Here is a 23946-nt window from a genome sequence, read left to right on the forward strand (position 1 = left end):
CAAAGAAAGGGATGGACGTAAAATAGGTGTATGAGAATTTTGTGATTTATTTGATGTATATCACCAAATTTTTTCTGTTTGTAACCTTTAAAATAGGTCACTAAGAAAGAATTTAGCCCATAGGAAGCATGGATAAAATTTGTGATAAAAAGCGACCGCACTTTAGAAGAAAAAAGGAGAAGTTTCAAACTTCTCCTTTTTTGTTGGTTAAAATTCTAATTGCATAGAGAGTCGATAGTTTCTACCCGGTGCATAGAAGCGGTTAATACCTAATCCGGTATTTTGATTGATCATATTACTTGTTCCAAATGGACGTATTGATCTCGCCGAATCCCAAGTGATGTATTTACGATTGGTTAGGTTATAGACACCCGCTCTTAATGTGAGATTTTTAATTGGTTTAACATAGCCCAATAAATCGAGGGTTGTGTAAGAATCACTTCTCCATTTAAGCGTTGTTTCTTTCTTACCTTCTTCTTTGTGATACATATTATAAGTATCTTCCGCATTTTTGGCGGATACGTGAGAAACATATAAATCTAATCCAAATTTTTCATCAGGATGAGCATAGCTAATTCCATAGATTGCTGTTTTCGGTTGAATTGGATTCATTGGAATATTGCCATCCATTCTTCCTTTTTGCTGACTATATTTATAACTTAGGCTAAATCCATTGAGGAATTTAGTAAGATAGCTTAATTCCAGATGAGATGAGATTTCAAAACCGGTTACTTTCGCATTTGGGCGATTTATATTTTGATAAACGCTAAATGGCAATAATTTAGAATGCCCTTTAAAGTTGTAATTTCCTTTATAGGATAAATCAATAAAGTTATGATATCTGGTATCAAAAACAGACCCTGTGATGTACCCCATGTCATTATGGAAAGTTAAAGAGAGTTCTTTTGTTTTTGCTGTTTCCGGTTGAAGATTTTTATTTGGTAAAATAGAAAAATCCGGATGTTTAAAGGTGAAATAAATTTCATCACTTGTCGGTGCACGGAATGCCTTACTGTATTTAACTTGTAGGCGTAACCAGTCTAACGGATCAATTGTTGTGCCAAAGGAATAAGAACTCGCTGAGAATTTTTTAGGTTGCGCAATTTCTTTAATATTGGCAATTGCGTTGGCTTCTTTCTTAGCTAATTCCGTCATATCCGTATCGGCGCGATTTGGATCAAACTTAGGTTCTGTGATATAGAGGTTTGTCACCATATCATCAGGGATTTTCGGTGTGACACCCGGAATGTATTCAGGTTGATATTTTACGCGGTCATAACGATAGCCCGCATTGAAGGCAAAATAATCGTTCACACGGAAGTCATCAATAAAATACAATGCGCCGCTTTTGGTTTTAACCGGAATTAAGAAAGAAAATACATTTTGTTTGTTACAGAGAGTATGTGATCTGTCCGGATTTAATTCTGTCGGACTTAAGAAGGTATCGCAGTTTGCAGGATATTCTGCCCACCATTTCAGGTTACGCGGGCTGGCTCCTGACGTATTTACCATGGATTTTTCCATCTCTGCCCACAATGCACCATAGGATAGCTCGTGTTGAGTCTTACCTAATTCGATATGTTTGGTCAGATCGAGATTAACTTGTTTGGTTTTGCTGACTAGATCGCGTTGTGACCATAAATTGTCTTGATAGCCTTTTTTATTTGGCATGAAAAACATCGGCCCGCTCAATTGGTTATTACTCATGATGGCTGTTTTGGCATATTTTTTGCCATCTTTTTCGAACACTTCAATAGGAATATCGACTGGTGTTCCGTCTTTTTGAAAGCCGGTAATGTTTGGTTTATTACAATTAAATGCCTCACAGCTAAAGATATGAGAAACATTGGTTGGAACAAGCTGTTCATCGCCGATTAAACCTTTATCGGCACCCAAGAGATCATAGCTTTTGCCATTTATATTTAACTTGCTTTCTGCTGGGGTAGTGCTTCCTTTTTTGGATAGTGTAGCTTTACAGGTTGATACATCTCCCACTTTTGGTGAGTCCCAAGAGCTGAAATCATTATCACAAGACTTATTGCCTGGTTTTACATAATAATCTTCATAGCCACTAGGAAGTTTATCCCAGTTAACTCGTTGCCATTTGTATTTTTTGGTTTTTCCATTATATGGTTCTACTGGCAGATCAACTGTTGTATCTGAATCAGGTTGAGACATCGCCGGTTTATTGTAATAAGACGCTAATTTACCATCTTTGCCGACAAGTTTGTTTTCGTCGTTATATTTCATCCCAAGTGGGTTACCGGCCAAGGCACATTTGTCATTTCCATCACAATAGTCATCGGTTCTCGCACGAGTGGTGATTTTTTGTTGGGAGTAGGTAATTTTTAATGTGTCCCAAAACGGTGTTGAGGAAAAGTTTTCATACGTAAAGGCAACATTTTTACGTTCGACTTTATCGTCTGTATGACGTAACTCGGCTTCATCATAACTTTGATACTGCGTATTTGCTTTCAACGTATAAGAGAAGTCGTGGCCTTTAGAGGTTTGTTTATATAAATCGGCCATTACCGAGAAACGATGATTGTCTGTCGGTTGGAAAGCGAATTTCATTAATGTACTGTCTAGCGTACGACGATAAGGGTCTGCTTTTTCTCTTTCTTTACCTTGGATATTGTCTTTAAAGTCTTTATAGCCAAAGTTTTCGAGTTCATTCCCTTTACGAGACGTTGCCACAACAATGGCATCAAACCATTTATAGCGTCCTGCCAATGTTAACGTGTTTAGATTTTGATTATCCGCAGTGTTGTAACCGCGCTTGTAAGAGGCGTAGTAATTTTTCTCGATTAAATAATCGCGCGCGTCTTTGGTTTCAAAACTGACTGAGCCACCCAATGCACCGCTACCGGATTTAAGAGAATCTGCACCTTTACGAATCGTTGCTTGTTTAAGCGTTTCTATTTCTGCGCTGTTACGTGTGTTATTAAAATTGCCATAGCCTTCAAACAGTTCTTTAAACCCCTGTGAGGAAATTGTTTGTGCCTGTGCTAATCCATCAATTTGAATGGCAACTCGGTTTTCTTCTACACCACGAACGGCAAAGCCACTGTTCCCAAATCGACCAGCTTCAACAACGGTGATACCAGTGTCATAACGTACAAGATCTTTCACATCTTGGGCTTGTTCTTTTTCTAATTTTTTTGCTGTTTTAACGGTTTCCGCAATTTTAGGTGGGGTTTTGTCTGCAGCATTTCCGTTACCATTTGAATCGCCCGACACTACGATTTCATTGAGTTGTTCTGTCGGTTGATTGCTTGTCTCTGCAGAAGTCACAGAAGAAATACTTAGTGCTGTAAGAATGGAAAGGGAAAGATAGCTTGGTTTAAATTTACGCATAAATTTATGGCTCCTAGTAAATCAAAAATAATTATCATGTAAATAATAATGGTTCGCATTATTTTATGTGGACTTTTATTTTGTGCAAAGCATTAAAAACAATATGTTTTTAATTTTTTTGATATACATCACATTTCATTTTATGGAATGACGAAAAAAAGACCTATTTTTTCAAATAGGTCTTGGGAAGGTGGGCTTAAAGATCTGCGACAGAAGTGCCTTTCAACAATTTTCTTATCCAACTACGGTTTGCTGATAAATGGTGTATAAGGTCTTCGCTGAGCGGAAGTGGTTCGTTGTAGATTAACGAAGCGAGTATTTCGCCCAATATCGGGGCTGAGGTTAAACCGCGTGAGCCGAGGGCGCCGATGAGATATAAATTAGGGTGTACGGTAGCAGGTGAAACGGCCTGTTTACGGCGAAGCAAGTTAAACAGATTTTTATAATCTATACATTGTTGCTCAAAATTCGGCACATTGCCGACCATTGGGATACGATCCCGCACGGCGCAACGCACGCCGATTCGCGCCAGATTGGCAGAGGTATCCACCTCTTTCACCCAAGGCATACCCTCTAAGTTCTTTTGGATTTTTTCCTGATTTTCCCGCTGTTCCTGCTCGCTAAAAGTGCGGTCAGCGCAATCACGCACATGGCTGGCGCCAATGCAATGGCTGGTTTTAGCCTGATCGGCAGGCGTGATGTAGCCGTCATAACAGAGCACGGATTTCAGTTTCAGCAGATGCTCTGACATGGGAATTTGGCTGACTTGCCCACGCACGGCATAAAGCGGTAGCGACTGCGTTTGAGGAAATTCATGCAGTTGATGCCCGTTGGCGAGAACGACAATTTGATGATGGAACCTGTCGTTTTCAGCATTCGTCACCAGCCAGCCGTTTCTTTGTGGGGAAAGTGCGGTCATTTTTTGCGATGTTTTTATGCTGAGCCCACGCTGTTGCAAATAAGCAAACAGATTCTGCACAAATTGCTGTGGCGCAAGCCATCCACCCAGTGGAATAAATCCGCCGTCACAAGGCAATGGGAGACCGACTTTAGCGCTTAATTCTGCTTGGCTTAGGCTTTGATAAAGGCTTTCAGGCAGCTGAAGTTGCGAAACTTTCTGTAATTTGACCGCACTTTTTTCGTTATAGCCGCACAGTGCCACACCACAAAATTCATGTTCAAATTTAATGAGGTTTTCGGCGTTACGTAATTGTTGTAAGCCGTAAGCGAAAGCCTGTATGTAAAAGCGAATGTTGCGTTCGTCATCGTCACTCAGTTGCGGATAAAATGCGCCTTGTTTGTTACCGGAGGCGTTCATCGCCGGCTGTGGATCCACGCAATAAAGGGTGACGTTCGCGCCTCGTTGCATTAAGGCGAATGCGGTAAATAAGGAGGCGATGCCGCCACCCACAATGGCAACATCCGCCACACTCTCAAACTGGGCGGGTTGTGGCAGGTACCATGGGGTGAAAAGTGCGGTGGGTTTTTCAAGTGTTTTTTCACCCGCCAAGCATTCACGTTTTTTACCGTAACCTTTGCGCTTTTGCACGCTGAAACCGGCATTTTCTAAACCTTTACGCACCGCGCTTGCGGCAGTGAAGGTGGCGAACGTGCCTTGCGGTTTGGTGTAACGGTACATTTGCGTATAAAGCGCGTCATTCCACATATCAGGATTTTTGCTGGGGGCAAATCCATCTAAAAACCACGCATCGATTTTGTTGTGCATATAATCGCCGAGCTGTGGCAAATTGTCGTGAATATCACCAAACCAAAGATCGAGCGTGGTTTCCTCAAAATGAAAACGATAGCAACCTTCAATGGGATCTAACCAATGCTGTTGTAATTGTGCGGAGAGAGAGGCAAATTGCGGATAATGTTGATGAGCACGCGATAGGGCTTCTACGGTTAGCGGATATTTTTCAAAGGAAATAAAAAATAGGCGTTGTAATGTTGCCTGTGGAAATTGTTGGCGAAAATCACGAAAAAGTGTGGTGACGGCGAAAAAATTCAACCCTGTGCCGAAGCCTGTTTCTGCAATGACGAAGTGCCTTTGTTGGTGTTGTTGCCAACGTTGCCACAGTTGATTGCCTTGTTGAAAAACGTAACGACTTTCTTCCAAACCGTCTTGGTTAGAAAAATAAACATCGTCAAATTGATTGGAAACAGGCGTGTTTTCTTGGTTAAAACTGATGTCGACATGGCTAATAACGCGCATTGATTTCATTCCTTGGCTAATTTCGTTTGGGCTATATCATACGCTGATTTGGCCTAACTGGTCGAACGTTATAATTAATGCTTGCAATATTTTGGTTTCATAGTAAATTGCGCTCAGCTAACAAATGTAAGTCGAAATGATTTTCCCAACTCATAAGGAAGAACGAATGAAAAGAGCAGTAATCACCGGATTTGGTATTATTTCCAGTATTGGTAACAACAAAGAAGAAGTATTGGCTTCATTAAAAGCCGGTAAATCCGGTATTGAAATCGTACCTGAATTTATTGAAATGAAAATGCGCAGCCATGTGGCCGGTACCATTAAATTGGACCCGAGCGAGTTAATCGATCGTAAAGTGTATCGCTTCATGGGCGATGCGGCGGCATACGCTTATCTTTCTATGAAAGAAGCGATTGAAGATGCGGGTTTAACCGAAGAGCAAGTGTCTAACGAACGTACCGGCTTGGTGATCGGCGCTGGCACAGGCTCTGCCCACAACCAGTTGGTGGCTTGTGATGCTGTGCGTGGTCCGCGCGGCGTGAAAGCCATCGGCCCTTATGCCGTCACTAAAACTATGGCATCCAGCGTATCCGCTTGCTTAGCGACTCCATACAAAATCAAGGGTGTGAGTTACAGTATCAGTTCCGCTTGTGCCACTTCAGCACACTGTATTGGTAACGCATTAGAACTTATTCAATTAGGTAAACAAGACATCGTTTTCGCCGGTGGTGCAGAAGAATTATCTTGGGAATGTGCGACTGAATTTGACGCAATGGGCGCAGTGTCCACCAAATATAATGAAACCCCAACCAAAGCGTCTCGTGCGTATGATGCAAACCGTGATGGTTTTGTCATTGCCGGTGGTGGTGCCGTGGTGGTTGTGGAAGAATTGGAACACGCGCTTGCCCGCGGCGCGAAAATTTATGCGGAAATCGTCGGTTATGGTGCAACCTCTGACGGTTATGACATGGTGGCGCCAAGCGGTGAAGGTGCAGAACGTTGTATGAAACAAGCCATGGCAAACATTGACACACCAATCGACTACATCAACGTGCACGGTACATCAACGCCAGTTGGTGATGTGAAAGAATTGGGTGCGATTAAAAACGTATTCGGCGATAAAATCCCGGCGATTTCTTCCACCAAATCTATGACAGGTCACTCTTTAGGGGCCGCGGGTGCGCATGAAGCGATTTACACTTTGTTAATGTTAGATAACGATTTCATTGCACCAAGCATTAACATCGAAACCTTAGATGAACAAGCTGTAGGTTGCAACATCGTCACTGAAATTAAAGAAAACGCCGGTTTACAAACTGTAATGTCAAATAGCTTTGGTTTTGGTGGCACGAACGCCACACTCGTGTTTAAACGTTATAACGGTTAATCCGTCGAGTTATTTCTCTTAAAAGTGCGGTCGAAATTCAATATGTTTTTCGACCGCACTTTTTTGTCTTTAAAACGCCTCAACATCCTTTGTACAGTTAAGGTACAATATTTATTATTTCTCTCTTTCCATGGAATCCTATGAAGAATATCAAACAGTTCGGTAGTTTTGCGCGTCGTTATGTGGATTGGGTCGTCCGCCTGGGGAAAATCCGTTTTTCTATTTTAGGTGTGTTAATTCTGGCCATCTTGGCGTTATGTACACAAATGGTATTAAGCCTGATTTTTGTTGGCACAATCTATTGGCAAGATCTTTTACGTTCCATTGTATTCGGGATGATTTCTGCGCCTTTTGTGATTTATTTCTTTACCTTATTGGTGGAAAAATTAGAACGTTCTCGCCAAGCATTGTCTCGTTCGGTGGTGAAACTACAAAATGAAGTGCAAGAGCGACTGTTAGCGGAAAAACGCTTATCGGCGGCATTGGATAAAGTGGAAAAAATCAGCCGAGATAAAACCACATTAATGACCACAATTAGCCATGAATTACGTACGCCGTTAAATGGCATTATTGGGTTAAGTCGCATTTTATTGGAAGAACAGCCGACAGCACGCCAGAGTAGTTATTTACGAACCATCAACAGCAGTGCAATTTCCCTTTCTCATATCTTCAGCGATATTATCGATTTAGAAAAAATTGATGCGCGTCGTATTGAGTTAAATCGTAAAGAAACGGATTTGTATGCGTTGCTGAATGATATCAGTAATTTTGCTGTGCTCATTGCGGGAGAAAAACACTTAGAATTTCGCTTAATTTGTCCACCGACATTACCGAATTGGTTGATGTTGGATGGGGTGCGATTAAGCCAGATTTTATGGAATTTGATTACGAATGCGGTGAAATTTACTCCGCAGGGAAGTGTGACCTTATCTATTGAGCAAACTGCTGAAGATGAATTTGCTATTCGTGTGACGGATACCGGCATCGGTATTGCGGAAGCGGATTTAGAAAAAGTCTTTGAACTGTATTATCAAGTAGATTCTCATCACTACAAATCTTTGGGCAGTGGGATTGGTTTATCAATTTCTAAAACTATAGCACAGCTAATGGAGGGCGATTTGACGGTAAGTAGTGAATTAGGAAAAGGCTCAACCTTCTTACTGACCTTTAAAGCTAAAGAGGCTCAACAGCCGGTAGAAAGTGGTAATAAAGTGCCGTTAAAATTGCGCATTTTGTTGGTGGAAGACATTGAAGTGAATATCGTTGTCGCAAAATCTATGTTGCAAAAACTCGGTTACCAAATTGATGTGGCTATGACTGGGGCGGAAGCCATTCAAAAATTTGAGGAGAACTATTACGACCTCGTCTTCTTGGATATTCAGTTACCGGATATGTCAGGTTTTGATATTGCCCATCATCTGCGTGAAAACTATGAAAATGGCATTTATGATTTTCTTCCGCCATTGATTGCGTTGACAGCGAATGTGGTGCAAAAGAAAGAAGCGTATTTGGAACAAGGCATGGATGATGTCATTCATAAGCCGTTATCTCTCGATGAATTAAATCAATGTTTGTTGGATTATTTTGGCGAAGAAATCAAACATTTTGATGTGGTGGAAAAGAAACCATTGCAGGAATCTACAGACTTTGACACGAAAATGCTGGGCGAGTTAATTGAAATGCTGGGGGTGAAGTTTGTGCAGGATAATCTCACTTTATTTGAACAGGCAATGAGCGGTTATGTGATTGAATTACAACAGGCTTACCAAGCGTATGAGAAGGCGCCGGAACAGCAAGCTGAGTTGCTTTCAACCTCGCATAAAATAAAAGGCGCTTTAGCTTCGGTGGGGTTAAAACGCTTGCAACAAATTGCTGCGTTGGCACAGAACGGTGACGCGGAAAATTGGCAGGAGAATATTGCGCATTGGGTGGATATTTTGGCGCAAGAGTGGCAGTTAGATGTTAATAAATTACGCCTCAAGCTCAGTGAAATGTAGTTAAAATACAAAAAATAACGACCGCACTTTGGTAAGTGCGGTCGTTTTTTATGGCGTTTTTCAATGTTTCATGAATCGGAAGATTATTTTTTCTTCGCGTATTTCAAGGAGTCGATAGCTACCGCGAGGATGATGATGCTACCTTTGATGATGTATTGCCAGTAAGGGTTCACACCGATATACGTTAAACCATAGTTAATGACGGTGAAGATGATTACCCCGGTAATAACACCGATAACCGTACCCACACCACCGGCGAAAGACACGCCACCCACCACGCAGGCTGCGATAGCATCCAATTCATACATGAAACCGAGGTTATTGGTTGCAGAACCGATACGACCGGCCTCTAACATACCACCGAATGCATAGAACATACCGGCAATCATGTAGATGACAACAAGGTTACGAGCAACGTTTACACCGGAAACTTTTGCCGCTTCAGGGTTACCACCGATAGCAAAAATGTTTTTACCAAAGCGTGTTTTATTCCACATCACCCACACACAGAAAGCACAAATAGCGGCATAAATAGTGATATAGGAGAGCTTAAACGAACCTAGACGGATGAAGCCTTGAGCAAAAACAGAGAAGTTTTCGCTGAAACCGGCGATAGGGGAGCCGCCTACAGCATCGTAATAAAGGGAGTTGAAACCGTAAACGATGATCATGGTACCCATGGTGGCGATAAACGGCGTTACGTTTAAGTAAGCGATAACTAAACCATTGACTAAACCGATGACTGCACCCACAGCACAAACGGCAAGGATAACTACCGGAATTGGAATTTCACCGAGGTCAGGGAAAACACGATTCATGTTTTCCATGGATTGCAACATGGTCGCAGAGATTACCGCGGCGAGACCAACCTGACGACCGGCGGACAAGTCGGTACCTTGTGTCACCAATAAGCCGGCAACCCCAAGAGCGATGATTAAACGCACGGAGGATTGGGTCAGAATGTTACTGAAGTTGACCAAGTTAAGAAATGTTGGATCTTGTGCGATGATGATGCCAAGTAAAATCAACAACACAAAATAAATCGCATTTTGTTTTAGGAAATCGAATGATTTATTTTTTTCTAAGGCACTCATAATTTGTTCCTTTGTTATTTATAAATATTTTGCGGCAAGTTGCAAAATTTCTTCTTGAGAGGTTTTTGCAGTTTCAACGATACCGGCAACTTTACCGTTACTCATGACGAGAATGCGGTCGGTTACCCCAAGGAGTTCAGGCATTTCGGAAGAAATCATGATGATGCCTTTATCCTTTTTCGCCAGTTCCTGAATTAATTGATAAATTTCAAATTTTGCACCGATATCGATCCCGCGGGTCGGTTCGTCCAACATCAGAATCTCAGGTTGGGTTAATAACCAACGACCGATGATGACTTTTTGTTGGTTACCGCCGGAAAGTGAGCCAATCGTTGTTTTGTGTGATGGCGTTTTGACATTCATGGAATCAATTACCCATTGGGTGTCACTGCTCATTTTCTTATTACTGAGCAATTTCCAAGGGGTTAAATAGGATTTCATGTTGGAAATCAGAGAGTTGAACTCAATGCTTAAGTTAGAGTAAATCCCTGTTGAACGGCGTTCTTCGGTCACGAGCGCAAAACCGTGGTTAATTGCCTCAAGTGCGGTATGATTTTTTACTGTTTTTCCATTGAGCTTAATGGTGCCGCTTTTCAGTTCGCGCACGCCGAAAATGGCTTCAACAATATCTGTACGTTTCGCGCCGACGAGACCTGCAATCCCTAAAATTTCCCCTTTACGCAAATTGAAAGATACATCTTGAATAGAAGGTTGGTTTAATGCCGTCAGATTTTCTACTTCTAAGGTGATTTCTTTTGGTACGTTAGTTTTTTCCGGGAAGCGTTGGGTGAGTTCACGGCCTACCATCATGGAGACGATTTCTTCCATGGAGGAGGTTTTTACCGGCACGGTATTAATCCATTTTCCATCACGCAGAATGGTGATTTCATCACAAATTTTGAAGATTTCGTCCATTTTGTGAGAAATATAAATAATACCGCAACCGCGATCTTTTAATTTTTGAATGATTTTAAACAGATGTTCCACTTCTTTTTCGGAAAGTGAGGATGTCGGTTCATCCATAATCACAATTTTTGCGTTATAAGAAAACGCTTTCGCAATTTCGATCATCTGCATTTGTGAAACGGAAAGTTTGGCTACTTTTTCTTTTGGATCAACATCAATGTCCAATTCATCAAAAATAGCTTTGGTATCACGGTACATTTTCGCGTGATCTACAAAAGGCCCTTTAAGCGGGTAACGACCTAGCCATAGGTTATCCATTACGCTGGTTTGACGCACAAGGTTAAGTTCTTGGTGCACCATGGAAATGCCGTTTTCTAAGGCTTCTTTTGAGGTTTTAAAATTCACGGGTTTGCCTAAAAACAAGATTTCACCTTCGTCTTTAGCGTAAATGCCGAACAAGCATTTTAACAACGTGGATTTACCCGCACCGTTTTCCCCCATCAATGCGTGTACAGAATGCGAACGGACGCTTAAGTTTGCGTGATCTAAGGCTTTTACGCCCGGAAAGGACTTGCTGACATTAGTCATGGTAAGCAGGACTTCGCCATTTTGGCTTCCGCTTTGACTTTGAATTTGTTCTGTCATATCCAACCTCATAAATAAAGGGGAAGGGACATAAGTGTTGTCCTACGCTTCCCCTTACATTAATAAAACAAATTTATTTTAAGAATTCTGATAAGTTATCTTTATCTACACCAACATAAGGAACGCGTACAACACGATCTTTAAGTTCCCATTTAGTGCCTTCGGTCGCCGGTTTGCCATTTGCTAAGTTATTAGATAACTCAACAACGGCTTTACCTTGGTTTACACCGTCATTTAACACAGTACCAGCAAGTTCACCTTTTTTGATCAGTTGTAATGCTTCAGGTAGGGCGTCAACACCGAAGATTGGTAATTTTTTACCGTGAGCTTTGGTTGCTTCTAATGCACCTAATGCCATACCGTCATTGTTAGAAATGATCACTTCGATGTCATTTGCTTTAGAGCTGGATAACCATGCATCTACTTTGTCTTTTGCTAATGCGGCATCCCACATACCGGTATCAATGAAGAGTTGTTCAGTTTGAATACCTTGAGCATGTAGTTGTTCTACTACATATTTTGTACGTGCTTCAGCATCTGGGTGACCCGGTTCACCTTTTAATAAAACAAATTGGATTTTACCGTCTTTGTTTAAGTCTAATGCCGGCATTGCTTTCCATTGTTTTGCAATTAAGTCACCTTGGATAATGCCTGATTCTTTCGGATCTGTACCTACAAAGTAAGCGTTATCATAAGAAGCGATTGCTTTTGCACCCGGGTCTTTATTGAAGAACACAACAGGAATATTGTCCGGTTTTGCTTTACCGATGATGGTTGGTGCCGCAGATGGGTCAACTAAGTTGATCGCTAACGCTTTTACGCCTTTTGAAAGTAATACGTCAACTTGGTCGTTTTGAATAGACTGTGCGTTTTGAGAGTCATTCATTAATAATTTCACGTCTTTTAATTGATCTGCGTCTTTTTGGATTTCTTTACGCATTAAAGACATAAAGTTGTCGTCATATTTATAGATTGTCACACCGATACGGGTTTCTGCTTGTGCTGCACTGATGCCGGCACCGAAAGCTACTGCTAAAGCAACTGCACTTAATACTGTTTTTTTCATAATGCATGTTCTCCATTAATTGTTCATATAAAGAATAAAGAGGGGTTTATTTCAGTGATAATTCATTAAAGCATTATTATCAAAATCTTACCTTTTTACACTGCAATCGCTACTCGGGTAATTGGCAGTAAGGATACCTTGTTTTTTGGGGAAAGAATGTGATCATATTCACATTTATGAAAACGATTACATCTCTCGCTCAAAAATAATGCAATTTTAACGTTTTTCCTCCTTTGGATAGGCGCTTTCCACTGAAAAACGTCTGACTAATGTCGGATTAAATTGCGGATTAATAGGTAAAGAAAGGCTTTTATCAACCAAGCTTAGTGCCAGTTTTGCGGCATAATTTGCCATAAGATCAATAGGATAACGAATTGTTGTAAGTTTAGGCACCAAATAACGGGCAATTGGCATATCGTCAAAACCAATAATAGAGAACTGTTTCGGTACTTTGATATTATTTTCATTGAGTACGGATAACGCACCCGCAGCCATGGAATCATTGTAGGCAACAACGGCTGTTAAATTATCGTTATAACTCAATAGGTTAATCATGGCTTCTTCACCACCTTCGAAATCCGGTGTGCTATGTACGATGGCATTTTCGACAACGGGAATACCATGTTCTGTAAGCGCATTCAAATAACCTTGTTTGCGCTCAGCTTCGTCGTTAATTCTATGGTTTGAGCCGATATAACCGATATGGCGATGTCCTGCGTTAATTAGTGTATTGGTAGCAATATAAGTGCCTTTTTGGTTATCCAATCCGACACAGCGGGATTCATAACCTTTAATACAACGGTTGATAATCACCATTCCCGGCACACTTTCTAAATAATCCGCTAAAGTTTGATCATCTAATGCCTTGGAATGCACGACTAAACAATTACAACGTTTACGCAGTAGGGTATCAATGGCTTCTTTTTCTTTTTCCGCTTGGTGATACCCCATACCGATCAAAATATTTTTGCCATGTTCCATGGCGACGTGATCGACTGCTTTCACTAAAATTGCAAAAAAAGCGTCCGTTACATCGGTCACCACGACGCCTAATGTATCAGAACTTTGCGAAGCCAAGGCTTGCGCATTGGCATTTGGACGGTAGCCTAATTGTTCAATGGCGTTCAATACAGCGGCACGTGTGTGTTCTTTCGCACAAGGGTGATTATTTAACACCCTAGATACTGTCGCGACAGAAACGCCAGCCTGTTTAGCAACATCTCGAATAGTAACCATAGATATCCCTTCATTATGTGTGACTAAAACCTAAGGAATCATAATCGGAAAAAAGACTTTTTGGAAACGCTTACTTTTAAAAGTGTCGTTTCTGTCACAGTTTTTCTCATCGCTTTATGGCTTAAACAAATAGAAATTCATTTTTGTGATCTTGCTAACAGTTTAATTTGTTAAATATGCTATTTTATGCCATATTTTTGTAATCGTTTTCATAAATTAAATACAACCGAACATAGGTACATTATGACAACTGTTTTTGAACCTACCGATCATCCGCACCGCAGATATAATCCGTTAACCGACCAATGGGTTTTAGTTTCTCCTCATCGCGCTAAACGTCCATGGCAAGGACAACAAGAGAAAGTCAATGAAGAACAAAAGCCAAGTCACGATCCGAATTGCTATCTTTGCCCGCGTAATAAACGCATTACCGGTGAACCGAATCCCGATTATCACAAACCTTATGTGTTTAAAAACGACTTCTCCGCGCTGTTAGAAGACACGCCTGCACCGCAGCAGAATGACAATCCGTTATTCCAAAGTTCACAAGCTCGAGGTGAAAGTCGCGTCATTTGTTTTTCGCCGGATCACAGTAAAACGTTGCCATTATTGACCGCACTTGAGATCGAAGAGGTCATTAAAGTCTGGCAGGAACAGCTCCGTGAGCTCGGACAAAAATACCAATGGGTACAAATCTTTGAAAACAAAGGGGCGGCAATGGGCTGTTCTAACCCACATCCACACGGACAAATCTGGGCCAACAGCTTCCTGCCGAACGAAGTGGCAAGAGAAGATAAAGCACAACGCCAATATTACGAGAAACACGGTTCCGTGCTGTTAGTGGATTATGCTCAACAAGAATTGGAACGCAAAGAACGCATCGTTGTGGAGACAGAACATTGGGTTGCTGTGGTGCCGTATTGGGCAGTTTGGCCGTTTGAAACGTTGTTGTTACCAAAAGTGCACGTTAAACGTTTGACGGAATTAAGTGATGCGCAAGCGAAAGATTTGGCGGTGATATTGAAAAAACTCACGACCAAATACGACAACCTATTTGAAACCTCTTTCCCGTATTCCATGGGGTTCCACGCTGCACCGTTTAATGGCGAGGAAAACGACCATTGGCAATTGCACGCCCATTTCTACCCGCCGCTTTTACGCTCTGCTACCGTGCGCAAGTTTATGGTGGGCTATGAAATGCTCGGCGAAAGCCAACGTGATTTAACGGCGGAACAGGCAGCAGAAAGACTGCGTGCGTTGAGTGAAATTCACTATAAACTGAAATAATGTACCTAATTCCCCTCTTTAGCAAAGAGGGGTTAGGGGAGATTTGGCTGAATAAAATTCAACTTCATGCGTAAAGTTATACGTCGAAATCTCCCCCCGCCCCTCTTTATAAAAGAGGGGAGCTGATTGAGCAATACTTGAATATAAAGGATACAAACATGACCCCAATCCAAAAATCCCAACACATTTTCAGCCAAAAATACAACAAACAGCCTGAATTGACCGTGTATGCGCCGGGTCGAGTCAATATCATCGGCGAACATACCGACTACAACGATGGCTTTGTGATGCCATGCGCCATTAACTACGGTACGGCGATTGCCGGCGCGAAACGCAACGATCATGTTTGGAATGTGTATGCCGCCGATTTGGATTTGTCTGATGAGTTTTCACTAGATAAAGAAATCCCACAAAGTGAACAAAAATGGGCGAATTATGTGCGTGGTGTGGTGAAATTCATTCAGGAACGTTGCCCTGATTTTAAACAAGGAGCGGATTTGGTGATTTCCGGTAACGTGCCGCATTCTTCCGGCTTGAGTTCTTCAGCCGCGTTGGAAGTGGCAACAGGAAAATTCTGTCAGCAGCTGAGCGATTTGCCTTTAAGCCATACAGACATTGCGCTTATCGGGCAAAAAGCAGAAAACAAATTTGTTGGTGCCAACTGTGGCAATATGGATCAGCTGATTTCTGCGCTCGGACAACAAGATCATTTATTGATGATTGACTGCCGTAGTCTTGAAACGCAACCAACGCCCGTGCCGCAGGATGTGGCGGTAATTATCGTGAACTCTAATGTGCCGCATGATTTAGTTACCGGCGAATACAACACCCGTCGTCAGCAATGTGAATGCGCAGCGGCATTTTTCGGCGTGAAAGCCTTGCGTGATGTGTCTGTGGCACAGTTTAAAGAAAAAGAAGCAGAATTGACCGCACTTGATCCGCTGGTGGCAAAACGCGCCCGCCATGTGGTCACGGAAAATCAACGGGTGTTAGATGCGGTAGAGGCCTTGAAACATAACGACTTAACCCGTCTTGGCGAATTAATGGGACAGTCGCACGATTCCATGCGAGACGATTTTGAAATCACCGTGCCACAAATTGACTATTTAGTGGAATTGGCACAATTGGTCATCGGTAAGCAGGGTGGTGCACGCATGACCGGAGGTGGTTTCGGCGGTTGTATCGTTGCTCTTGCACCACACGATAAAGTGGAAGCCGTACGCAAAATCGTGGCAGACAATTACGAAAAACAAACAGGTTTGAAAGAAGACTTTTATGTTTGCACGGCTTCACAAGGAGTACGTGTATGCTAGAACAACACGCGCAATGCACTGCGCCGGACGGCTTGCCGTTTCAGCTTTTCACGTTGCAAAATGCACAGGGAATGCGTGTGCAATTTACTGATTGGGGCGCAACTTGGACGTCTTGCTGCGTGCCGGTCAACGGAGAATTGCGTGAAGTCTTGCTGGGCTGCAAGTTGGAAGCGTATCCGGTTCAGCAAGCCTATTTGGGGACGAGTGTCGGGCGTTATGCCAACCGTATTGCCAATGCCCAATTTACGCTTAATGATAAAACCGTGACCTTAACCGCCAACCAAGGAAAGCATCAACTTCACGGTGGTGTAAACGGCTTTGATAAACGCCGTTGGGCATTAGAAAAGTGCGGTGAAAATTTCGTGTGTTTTTCCTTGCATTCTGCCGACGGCGATCAAGGCTTTCCCGGCAATGTGGATGTGACGGTGACTTATACCTTAACGGAAGAGAATTCGGTAAAAATCGAGTATGCAGGGAAAAGCGATCAGGATACGGCATTGAATTTAACCAACCACGCTTATTTCAATTTAGAAAACGCTGAGCAGGGGACAGATGTTCGCCATCACCGCTTGCGCCTGAATGCGGATTTCTATTTGCCGGTAGATAGCGAAGGCATTCCAAATTCGCCGTTAAAACACGTGGTAGGCACAAGTTTTGATTTTCGCGTTGCCAAGCCGATTCAACAGGATTTTATGCAAGGCGAACAGCTTGCTACCAAGGGCTACGATCATTCTTTTGTCGTCAATAAAGCCTGGCAAAAACCTTGCGTTTTGCTGAGTTCACCAAATGACGATTTGCATTTGGAAGTGTTGACTTCACAAGCGACATTGCAGGTTTATACTGGAAATTATCTTTCAGGTACACCAACTCGACATGGCACGCAATACGCGGATTACAGCGGTGTTGCGTTGGAAACTCAATGTTTGCCCGACACGCCAAATCACCCCGAATGGCAAAATTATGGCGGCATTGTGAAAGCAGGTGAAGCGTATTACCAATGGACGGAATATCGCTTTAAAGGGAATGATTAAACCAAAAGTGCGGTGAATATTCGCCGCATTTTTTTGTTTGAAATATCTCATGGCACTTCATTAAGCGATTAATAATTTTGTGATATGCCACAAAATTTAAGAGAAAAACAGACCGCACTTCCGTTCTTCCTTTTGCGCTTTCGTGGCAAATATGGTACTTTCTCCGCTGTCAATCCGACGGCAACTTTTTTTATTTTTATGAACGAAGAACACTCGACCAACCAATCTGAAGTTACTAAAAAATCTTTTTTCCAATCTCTTTTCGGACGTTTCTTTCAAGGCGAACTTAAAAATCGCGATGAGTTAGTAGAAGTGATCCGAGATTCTGAACAAAACGATCTCATCGACCAAAATACCCGTGAAATGATTGAGGGCGTGATGGAAATCGCTGAATTGCGTGTGCGCGATATTATGATTCCGCGTTCTCAAATCGTTTTCATTGAAACCGATCAGGATTTAGATTCTTGTTTGGACACCATCATTGAATCTGCTCACTCCCGTTTCCCGGTGATTGCCGATGCAGACGACCGCGACAATATCGTGGGGATTTTGCATGCGAAGGATTTGCTGAAATACCTGCGTGCGAATGCGGAAGAATTTAATCTGTTACATATGATTCGTCCGACCATGATCGTGCCGGAAAGTAAACGTGTGGACAGAATGCTAAAAGATTTCCGTTCCGAGCGCTTCCACATGGCGATTGTGGTAGATGAATTTGGTGCTGTGTCCGGTTTGGTGACTATTGAAGATGTATTGGAGCAAATCGTCGGAGACATTGAAGACGAATTTGATGAAGAGGATGTGGCGGATATTCGCCAACTTTCTCGCCATGCTTACGCGGTGCGTGCCTTAACGGATATTGAAGATTTTAATCAACAATTTAACACCCAATTTAATGACGAAGAGGTGGACACTGTTGGTGGTTTGATTATGCAGGCATTCGGTTATTTACCAAAACGTGGTGAAGAAATTACACTGGAAAATCTGCACTTTAAAGTGACCTCTGCAGACAGCCGTCGCATTATTCAACTTCGCGTTACCGTGCCGGACGAGTATTTGCCTGAAATGGAGAACGTTGAGAACGTGGCTGAGTAGCTTTTCCATTTAAAACCGTTAAGTTGCTTCTTTTGGCAATGTGCGGAATGGAATACCAATATTTAAAAGGATAAAAAGCAGGCATTTTGCCTGCTTCACTATTTTATGATGAACAAATATTTAACTTACCTTATTGCGCTTATTTCGGGTGCCATCGGTGTATTCGCCTTTGCGCCTTTTCATTACTGGGTCTTGTCCTATGTCTCTTTATTTGGCTTGATTTGGGTGGTAAAAACACCGCAAAAATCCACCGCACTTTTATCTGCTTTTTTATGGGGCTTGAGTTTCTTTACGTTTGGAGTGAACTGGCTGCATGTTAGTATTCATCAATTTGGAGATGCGCCTTTACTGGTGAGTTATTTCTTAGTGGTGCTGTTGGCGGCATACTTATCGCTATATCCGCTCTTATTTGCATATTTGGTACGCCGTTTACAGGTGCAGCGAGCCGTCATGTATCCGGTACTGTGGACGTTTACCGAATTCCTGCGCGGTTGGGTTTTTACCGGTTTTCCTTGGTTACAATTCGGTTATACGCAAATTGATAGCCCGTTTGCTGGGATTACGCCGATTTTTGGCGTTACCGGTTTAACCTTCTTGGCTATGTTCTTAAGTGCGGTCGTTTTTAACATCGTTTCTGCGTTATGGAATTCACCGAAAAAATGGAATGTTATCTTGGCAAATAGTCTCATTTTAGTGATTATTGGTGGGGCGGCAAGTTACACATCGCAGATCAATTATGTAAAAGAAAATCCTGAAAAAGCGCTGAATGTTTCTTTAGTGCAGGGCAATATTGAACAAAATTTGAAATGGGATCCAAATTATTTGTATCAAACCATGGAAAATTATGGGCGATTAATTGGCGATAATCTAGGAAAAACGGATTTAATCATTTTGCCGGAAGCGGCGTTTCCTACCTATGAAAATAGCATTCAACCGTTTTTTCAAATGTTGCAATCCTTGGCGGAAAAAGCCAATACGGAAGTGATGGTCGGTACGATTTATCAAGATGAAACATTAGGCAAATTGTTCAATTCTATTGTGGTGGTGGGGAATCAAACGGCACCTTATCAGATGCAAACGGCAAACCGTTATAACAAACATCATTTAGTACCGTTTGGTGAATATGTTCCGTTAGAGAGTATTTTACGCCCGCTTGGTTCGGTGTTTAATTTACCTATGTCAGCTTTTCAAAGCGGAGCGCCTGTACAGCAAGCATTACAAGCCAAGAACCTGAATTTCACCGCGGCAATTTGTTATGAAATTATTCTCGGTGCGCAGTTGCAGAAAAATCTCACGGCAAATAGCGATTTTATTCTCACGGTTTCTAATGATGCCTGGTTCGGTAATTCCATCGGCCCGTGGCAACATTTACAAATGGCACAAATGCGTGCGTTGGAACTCGGCAAACCGGTGATTCGGGCAACGAATACAGGCGTGACGGCATTTATTGATGCGCAAGGTAAAATTGTGGCGCAAGCCCCGCAATTTGTGGAAACGGTGTTGACGCATCGTATTGCGCCGACACAAGGTAAAACCCCTTACAGCGTTTTTGGTGATATGCCGTTATATGTCTTAAGTGCGGTCTTTTTCTTGTTGCATTTGTTAGGCATGTGGCTTCAGCGCCTGATCTTGAAACGGGTAAGAAAAGATTGATGCTAAAAACAAAAACACCGGACATTATCCGGTGTTTTTGTTTATGCAATAAAGCGAAATTAACGGCTACGGAATACGATGCGGCCTTTGCTTAAATCGTATGGTGTCATTTCTACGGTTACTTTGTCGCCGGTTAAAATACGAATGTAGTTTTTACGCATTTTGCCGGAAATGTGTGCAGTTACCACGTGGCCGTTTTCCAACTCAACGCGAAACATGGTGTTTGGCAAGGTTTCTAAGATAGTGCCTTGCATTTCAATGGAATCTTCTTTTGCCATTTGATCCTCTAAAATAATTAATCGGTTTTTCCGCCGGCTACTTTGGGCGGAATCTCATACAAAAAGTCGGTGCGGATTATACCGTTTTTGTCGGTGGCAAGAAAGTTTTTTAACGCAGATGCCCGTAGGAAGCGCTTTTTTATTGGATTCATGATGAGAAAGCCCAATAAAACTGATATATTACAAGCCGTTATTCTCAATATTTAAAGGAGAAATTATGTCTATGCAGGTTTTGCTTTCAAACCAACCGGCCTCGGCAGTTTGGGGTGAAAAGGCACTCGTCAGTTTTAATGAAGATAAAGCGACCCTTCATTTAACTGATTTTTCCGACCGCACTTCCATACAAAAAGCGGCGCGGAAGTTACAAAATCAGGGAATTTCTGATGTTTCGTTAAGCGGAGAAGGGTGGCAGTTGGAAAATTGCTGGGCGTTTTATCAAGGTTTTTACAATGCGAAGAAACAGTTTAAATTGCAGTTTCCGACATTATCTGCGGAGCAACAACAAGAACTGAATCACCGTATTCAATGTGGCAATTTCGTGCGTGAAATCATTAATCTGCCGGCAGCCATTTTAACGCCGGAAGAGCTTGCCCAACGCGCCGCGAAGTTTATCGGGCAGACGGCAGAGCAAGCCGCTAAACAAAGTGCGGTCAGTTTTTCCATCGTTTCTCGAGAAGCATTGCTAGAACGTGGTTACCACGGTTTATGGCAGGTGGGGAAAGGCTCGCAAAATCTGCCGGCGATGTTGCAGTTGGATTTCAACCCGACAGGTAATTCGGACGCGCCGGTGTTGGCCTGTTTGGTGGGCAAAGGCATTACCTTTGACAGTGGCGGTTACAGTATTAAACCGAGCGATGGCATGAGTACTATGCGCACTGATATGGGTGGCGCAGCATTATTGACGGGAGCGTTAGGCTTGGCGATTTTGCGTGGTTTAAATCAACGGGTGAAATTATTCCTTTGCTGTGCAGAAAACTTGGTGAGTAGTCGCGCCTTTAAATTGGGTGACATTATCCAATATCGTAACGGTGTCAGCGTAGAAATTCTTAATACGGATGCCGAAGGGCGATTGGTGTTGGCGGATGGCTTAATTGATGCGGACGCACAACAACCTCAATTTATCGTGGATTGTGCGACCTTAACCGGTGCGGCAAAAGTCGCGGTGGGCAATGATTATCATAGCGTGCTATCCATGGATGATCAGTTGGTCGCCGATTTATTCCGTTCTGCCGAGCAAGAACAAGAGCCATTTTGGCGTTTGCCGTTTGCGGAATTACATCGCGGACAAATTAAAACAGCGTTCGCTGACATTGCCAATACCGGCACGGTTCCCGTGGGCGCAGGTGCCAGCACGGCAACCGCGTTTTTATCTTATTTCGTGAAAAATTATCAACAACATTGGTTACACATTGATTGTTCCGCCACGTATCGCAAAACCCCAAGCGACTTATGGGCGACCGGTGCGACCGGTATCGGTGTGCAAACCCTTGCCAATTTATTATTAGCTAAAGCAAAACAACAGTAAGAGGATGTGAAATGAGCTTACAACGAACGTTATCTATTATTAAACCGGATGCCGTAAAGCGTCATTTAATCGGCGCGATTTTGGCACGCTTTGAGCAACAAGGCTTCAAAGTGATTGCCGCTAAGATGGTGCACTTCACCCAAGAACAAGCGGAAGGTTTTTATGCGGAACACCAAGGCAAACCCTTTTTTGCACCTTTGGTGGAATACATGATTTCTGCACCGGTATTCGTGAGTGTGTTAGAAAAAGAAAACGCGGTGCAAGACTACCGCACTTTAATCGGTACGACGAATCCTGAAACGGCGGCAGAAGGCACGATTCGTCGTGATTTTGCATTAAGTCAACGGGAAAACTCCGTGCATGGTTCCGATAGCCCGGAAAGCGCGGCACGAGAGATTGCTTATTTCTTCGTTGATGATGAGATTTGCGATTATTAAGATTGCGATTTAAACAAAAAGCCATTTTGTCAAAACAACGTGGCTTTTTTATTACGATAAGCAAAAAGTGCGGTGGATTTTTCGGATGTTTTAAAACATCTTGGAAATCCACCGCACTTCTATTTTATACGGGATAATTTAAGTAACGCCGTTACTTCACTTCGCGGAACATAATTTCGCTCGGAATCACAGAACCTTGCCAGTAAAGTTCGGTCGCAACTTTTTCCGCTAATTTTAAGAAACCTTGTGCAATTTCGCTGTCCGGTGCCGCAACCACAGTCGGTTCGCCGCGATCCAAATCTTGACGAAGGCGAATGTGTAACGGTTGTTGACCTAATACTTTGATGTTGTATTTGTCTGCAATGCGCTCTGCACCACCGGTACCAAAAATCGCTTCTTGGTGACCACAGTTGCTGCAAATGTGCATGGACATATTTTCCACAATACCTAACACCGGCACGGAAACACGCTCAAACATGGAAATCCCTTTCACAGCATCCAATAGGGCGATGTCTTGTGGTGTTGTAACAACCACGGCGCCTGTCACCGGAATTTGTTGGGACAGGGTAAGTTGGATATCACCGGTGCCCGGAGGCATGTCGATCACAAGATAATCTAAGTCAGGCCATAGGGTTTCTTGTAATAGTTGGCTTAATGCGCTGCTTGCCATTGGACCACGCCAAATGGTGGCGTTGTCTTCGTCCATTAAGAAACCGATGGAGTTAGCATACAAGCCGTGCGCTTCAATTGGCGTGATGTGTTGATTATCCGGTGATGTCGGGCGTTGATGCGGTGCACCGAGCATGTGTGGAATGGAGGGGCCGTAAATATCCGCATCTAAAATCCCTACGCGGGCGCCTTGTTGGTGTAACGCGATGGCAAGGTTAACAGAAACGGTAGATTTACCCACCCCGCCTTTACCAGAACTCACCGCAATAATATTTTTAACGCCTTTCACCGCAGGATGATTGTTGGCACGTTTAAGGGTCGCGATTTGGTAGTTAAGCTGCCATTTGATATTTTCCACTTCTGCTGCGTCTTTTAATGGTGCAGTTAACGCATCTTTTAATTCGGCAAACGCGGTGTTCCAGGCAAAAGGCATGGATAATTCCACGCGTAAAGTGTTTCCGCCTTTTTCGACTTTTTTCAATGTATTAAGAGAAATGAGATCTTTTTGCAGAGTAGGATGTTGAAAGTTTTTGAATAGCTGAACAATCTGTTCCTTTTGTTGTTCCGTTAAATTCTCGGAAAATAATGTCGCCATAATGCTTCCTTTTTAATGTAGTAAATTCGTCGGGCTCTATTTAATCATGAGCGCCTTTATCTGTTAAGTTAAAAATGCCTAAATCATGATTAAACTAGAAAAAATACCCTCAATAAGGTAACATAACCCCCAATTTTTTTCTGTTTTTCAAGTCTTTTAA

At 42.6% G+C, this 23946-nt stretch carries 17 protein-coding genes; 9 read left to right on the forward strand and 8 right to left on the reverse strand.

What is annotated here, in order from left to right; genetic code table 11:
* Nucleotides 1-207: 207 nt before the first annotated feature.
* Together J5A60_RS02710 and mnmC are read right to left on the reverse strand one after the other, a co-directional pair.
* Complete coding sequence (locus tag J5A60_RS02710) at nucleotides 208-3357, reverse strand: TonB-dependent hemoglobin/transferrin/lactoferrin family receptor (RefSeq protein ID WP_212510497.1); 3150 nt, start codon at nucleotides 3355-3357, stop codon at nucleotides 208-210.
* Between the two features lie 196 nt (nucleotides 3358-3553).
* Entirely contained in the window at nucleotides 3554-5572 is a 2019-nt protein-coding gene (gene mnmC, locus J5A60_RS02715) for a bifunctional tRNA (5-methylaminomethyl-2-thiouridine)(34)-methyltransferase MnmD/FAD-dependent 5-carboxymethylaminomethyl-2-thiouridine(34) oxidoreductase MnmC (RefSeq protein ID WP_212510498.1), read from the reverse strand.
* 166 nt (nucleotides 5573-5738) lie between these two features.
* Here mnmC and fabB point away from each other — a divergent pair, with 166 nt between their 5' ends.
* Both fabB and J5A60_RS02725 read left to right on the forward strand, forming a co-directional pair.
* Nucleotides 5739-6959 (forward strand): beta-ketoacyl-ACP synthase I, encoded by a 1221-nt coding sequence (gene fabB, locus J5A60_RS02720; RefSeq protein ID WP_212510499.1) that lies wholly within the window; start codon nucleotides 5739-5741, stop codon nucleotides 6957-6959.
* Between the two features lie 140 nt (nucleotides 6960-7099).
* The gene (locus J5A60_RS02725) at nucleotides 7100-8956 is read left to right on the forward strand and encodes an ATP-binding protein (RefSeq protein WP_212510500.1); all 1857 of its coding nucleotides are present in this window, start codon (nucleotides 7100-7102) and stop codon (nucleotides 8954-8956) included.
* A gap of 83 nt (nucleotides 8957-9039) precedes the next feature.
* On the opposite strand, the gene mglC is transcribed toward J5A60_RS02725, so the two are convergent.
* The 4 genes from mglC to J5A60_RS02745 all read right to left on the reverse strand — a co-directional run bounded on the left by mglC (nucleotide 9040) and on the right by J5A60_RS02745 (nucleotide 13903).
* Nucleotides 9040-10050 carry a galactose/methyl galactoside ABC transporter permease MglC gene (gene mglC / locus J5A60_RS02730; protein ID WP_006717420.1) on the reverse strand — a complete coding sequence of 337 codons (1011 nt, stop codon included), beginning with the start codon at nucleotides 10048-10050 and terminating at the stop codon, nucleotides 9040-9042.
* 18 nt (nucleotides 10051-10068) lie between these two features.
* Complete coding sequence (gene mglA / locus J5A60_RS02735) at nucleotides 10069-11601, reverse strand: galactose/methyl galactoside ABC transporter ATP-binding protein MglA (RefSeq protein WP_162541378.1); 1533 nt, start codon at nucleotides 11599-11601, stop codon at nucleotides 10069-10071.
* 73 nt (nucleotides 11602-11674) lie between these two features.
* Entirely contained in the window at nucleotides 11675-12667 is a 993-nt protein-coding gene (gene mglB / locus J5A60_RS02740) for a galactose/glucose ABC transporter substrate-binding protein MglB (protein WP_048748781.1), read from the reverse strand.
* Between the two features lie 216 nt (nucleotides 12668-12883).
* Nucleotides 12884-13903, reverse strand: coding sequence for a substrate-binding domain-containing protein (locus tag J5A60_RS02745; protein ID WP_048748779.1), 1020 nt, complete (start codon nucleotides 13901-13903; stop codon nucleotides 12884-12886).
* A 243-nt stretch (nucleotides 13904-14146) separates the two neighbouring features.
* On the opposite strand from J5A60_RS02745, the gene galT reads away from it, so the two are divergent.
* From galT to lnt, 5 genes are all read left to right on the forward strand, one after another.
* Nucleotides 14147-15190 carry a galactose-1-phosphate uridylyltransferase gene (gene galT / locus J5A60_RS02750; RefSeq protein ID WP_212510501.1) on the forward strand — a complete coding sequence of 348 codons (1044 nt, stop codon included), beginning with the start codon at nucleotides 14147-14149 and terminating at the stop codon, nucleotides 15188-15190.
* A gap of 158 nt (nucleotides 15191-15348) precedes the next feature.
* A complete protein-coding gene (galK, locus tag J5A60_RS02755) occupies nucleotides 15349-16503 on the forward strand; it encodes a galactokinase (RefSeq protein ID WP_212510502.1) in 1155 nt (384 codons plus the stop codon).
* The gene (gene galM / locus J5A60_RS02760) at nucleotides 16497-17534 is read left to right on the forward strand and encodes a galactose-1-epimerase (RefSeq protein WP_212510503.1); all 1038 of its coding nucleotides are present in this window, start codon (nucleotides 16497-16499) and stop codon (nucleotides 17532-17534) included. Before galK ends, galM begins: the two co-directional genes overlap by 7 nt.
* A gap of 198 nt (nucleotides 17535-17732) precedes the next feature.
* On the forward strand, nucleotides 17733-18629 hold the full coding sequence (gene corC / locus J5A60_RS02765; RefSeq protein ID WP_111296679.1) for a CNNM family magnesium/cobalt transport protein CorC: 897 nt from the start codon (nucleotides 17733-17735) through the stop codon (nucleotides 18627-18629).
* A 108-nt stretch (nucleotides 18630-18737) separates the two neighbouring features.
* Nucleotides 18738-20282, forward strand: a complete 1545-nt coding sequence (gene lnt / locus J5A60_RS02770) for an apolipoprotein N-acyltransferase (RefSeq protein WP_212510733.1) — start codon at nucleotides 18738-18740, stop codon at nucleotides 20280-20282.
* Between the two features lie 59 nt (nucleotides 20283-20341).
* Here the strand turns inward: lnt and infA are convergent, their stop codons facing one another.
* The gene (gene infA, locus J5A60_RS02775) at nucleotides 20342-20560 is read right to left on the reverse strand and encodes a translation initiation factor IF-1 (protein WP_013746899.1); all 219 of its coding nucleotides are present in this window, start codon (nucleotides 20558-20560) and stop codon (nucleotides 20342-20344) included.
* A gap of 217 nt (nucleotides 20561-20777) precedes the next feature.
* Between infA and pepB the strand changes: the two genes are divergently transcribed.
* Together pepB and ndk are read left to right on the forward strand one after the other, a co-directional pair.
* The gene (gene pepB, locus J5A60_RS02780; RefSeq protein ID WP_212510504.1) at nucleotides 20778-22085 is read left to right on the forward strand and encodes an aminopeptidase PepB; all 1308 of its coding nucleotides are present in this window, start codon (nucleotides 20778-20780) and stop codon (nucleotides 22083-22085) included.
* Nucleotides 22086-22096: 11 nt separating this feature from the next.
* On the forward strand, nucleotides 22097-22522 hold the full coding sequence (ndk, locus tag J5A60_RS02785; RefSeq protein ID WP_006717440.1) for a nucleoside-diphosphate kinase: 426 nt from the start codon (nucleotides 22097-22099) through the stop codon (nucleotides 22520-22522).
* A 151-nt stretch (nucleotides 22523-22673) separates the two neighbouring features.
* Here ndk and apbC read toward each other — a convergent pair whose 3' ends face one another.
* Nucleotides 22674-23786, reverse strand: a complete 1113-nt coding sequence (gene apbC / locus J5A60_RS02790; protein ID WP_212510505.1) for an iron-sulfur cluster carrier protein ApbC — start codon at nucleotides 23784-23786, stop codon at nucleotides 22674-22676.
* Nucleotides 23787-23946: the final 160 nt, after the last annotated feature.

Source organism: Aggregatibacter sp. oral taxon 513 (assembly GCF_018128305.1).
Taxonomy (GTDB): Bacteria; Pseudomonadota; Gammaproteobacteria; order Enterobacterales; family Pasteurellaceae; genus Aggregatibacter; species Aggregatibacter segnis_A.

What these genes read in the sequence shown, in the direction of transcription:
- apbC (WP_212510505.1), bottom strand. Translation starts at nt 23,786, where the DNA reads ATGGCGACATTATTTTCCGAGAATTTAACGGAACAACAAAAGGAACAG.
- J5A60_RS02745 (WP_048748779.1), bottom strand. Translation starts at nt 13,903, where the DNA reads ATGGTTACTATTCGAGATGTTGCTAAACAGGCTGGCGTTTCTGTCGCG.
- J5A60_RS02710 (WP_212510497.1), bottom strand. Translation starts at nt 3,357, where the DNA reads ATGCGTAAATTTAAACCAAGCTATCTTTCCCTTTCCATTCTTACAGCA.
- mglA (WP_162541378.1), bottom strand. Translation starts at nt 11,601, where the DNA reads ATGACAGAACAAATTCAAAGTCAAAGCGGAAGCCAAAATGGCGAAGTC.
- galK (WP_212510502.1), top strand. Translation starts at nt 15,349, where the DNA reads ATGACCCCAATCCAAAAATCCCAACACATTTTCAGCCAAAAATACAAC.
- lnt (WP_212510733.1), top strand. Translation starts at nt 18,738, where the DNA reads ATGAACAAATATTTAACTTACCTTATTGCGCTTATTTCGGGTGCCATC.
- corC (WP_111296679.1), top strand. Translation starts at nt 17,733, where the DNA reads ATGAACGAAGAACACTCGACCAACCAATCTGAAGTTACTAAAAAATCT.
- galM (WP_212510503.1), top strand. Translation starts at nt 16,497, where the DNA reads ATGCTAGAACAACACGCGCAATGCACTGCGCCGGACGGCTTGCCGTTT.
- galT (WP_212510501.1), top strand. Translation starts at nt 14,147, where the DNA reads ATGACAACTGTTTTTGAACCTACCGATCATCCGCACCGCAGATATAAT.
- pepB (WP_212510504.1), top strand. Translation starts at nt 20,778, where the DNA reads ATGTCTATGCAGGTTTTGCTTTCAAACCAACCGGCCTCGGCAGTTTGG.
- fabB (WP_212510499.1), top strand. Translation starts at nt 5,739, where the DNA reads ATGAAAAGAGCAGTAATCACCGGATTTGGTATTATTTCCAGTATTGGT.
- mnmC (WP_212510498.1), bottom strand. Translation starts at nt 5,572, where the DNA reads ATGCGCGTTATTAGCCATGTCGACATCAGTTTTAACCAAGAAAACACG.
- infA (WP_013746899.1), bottom strand. Translation starts at nt 20,560, where the DNA reads ATGGCAAAAGAAGATTCCATTGAAATGCAAGGCACTATCTTAGAAACC.
- J5A60_RS02725 (WP_212510500.1), top strand. Translation starts at nt 7,100, where the DNA reads ATGAAGAATATCAAACAGTTCGGTAGTTTTGCGCGTCGTTATGTGGAT.
- mglC (WP_006717420.1), bottom strand. Translation starts at nt 10,050, where the DNA reads ATGAGTGCCTTAGAAAAAAATAAATCATTCGATTTCCTAAAACAAAAT.
- ndk (WP_006717440.1), top strand. Translation starts at nt 22,097, where the DNA reads ATGAGCTTACAACGAACGTTATCTATTATTAAACCGGATGCCGTAAAG.
- mglB (WP_048748781.1), bottom strand. Translation starts at nt 12,667, where the DNA reads ATGAAAAAAACAGTATTAAGTGCAGTTGCTTTAGCAGTAGCTTTCGGT.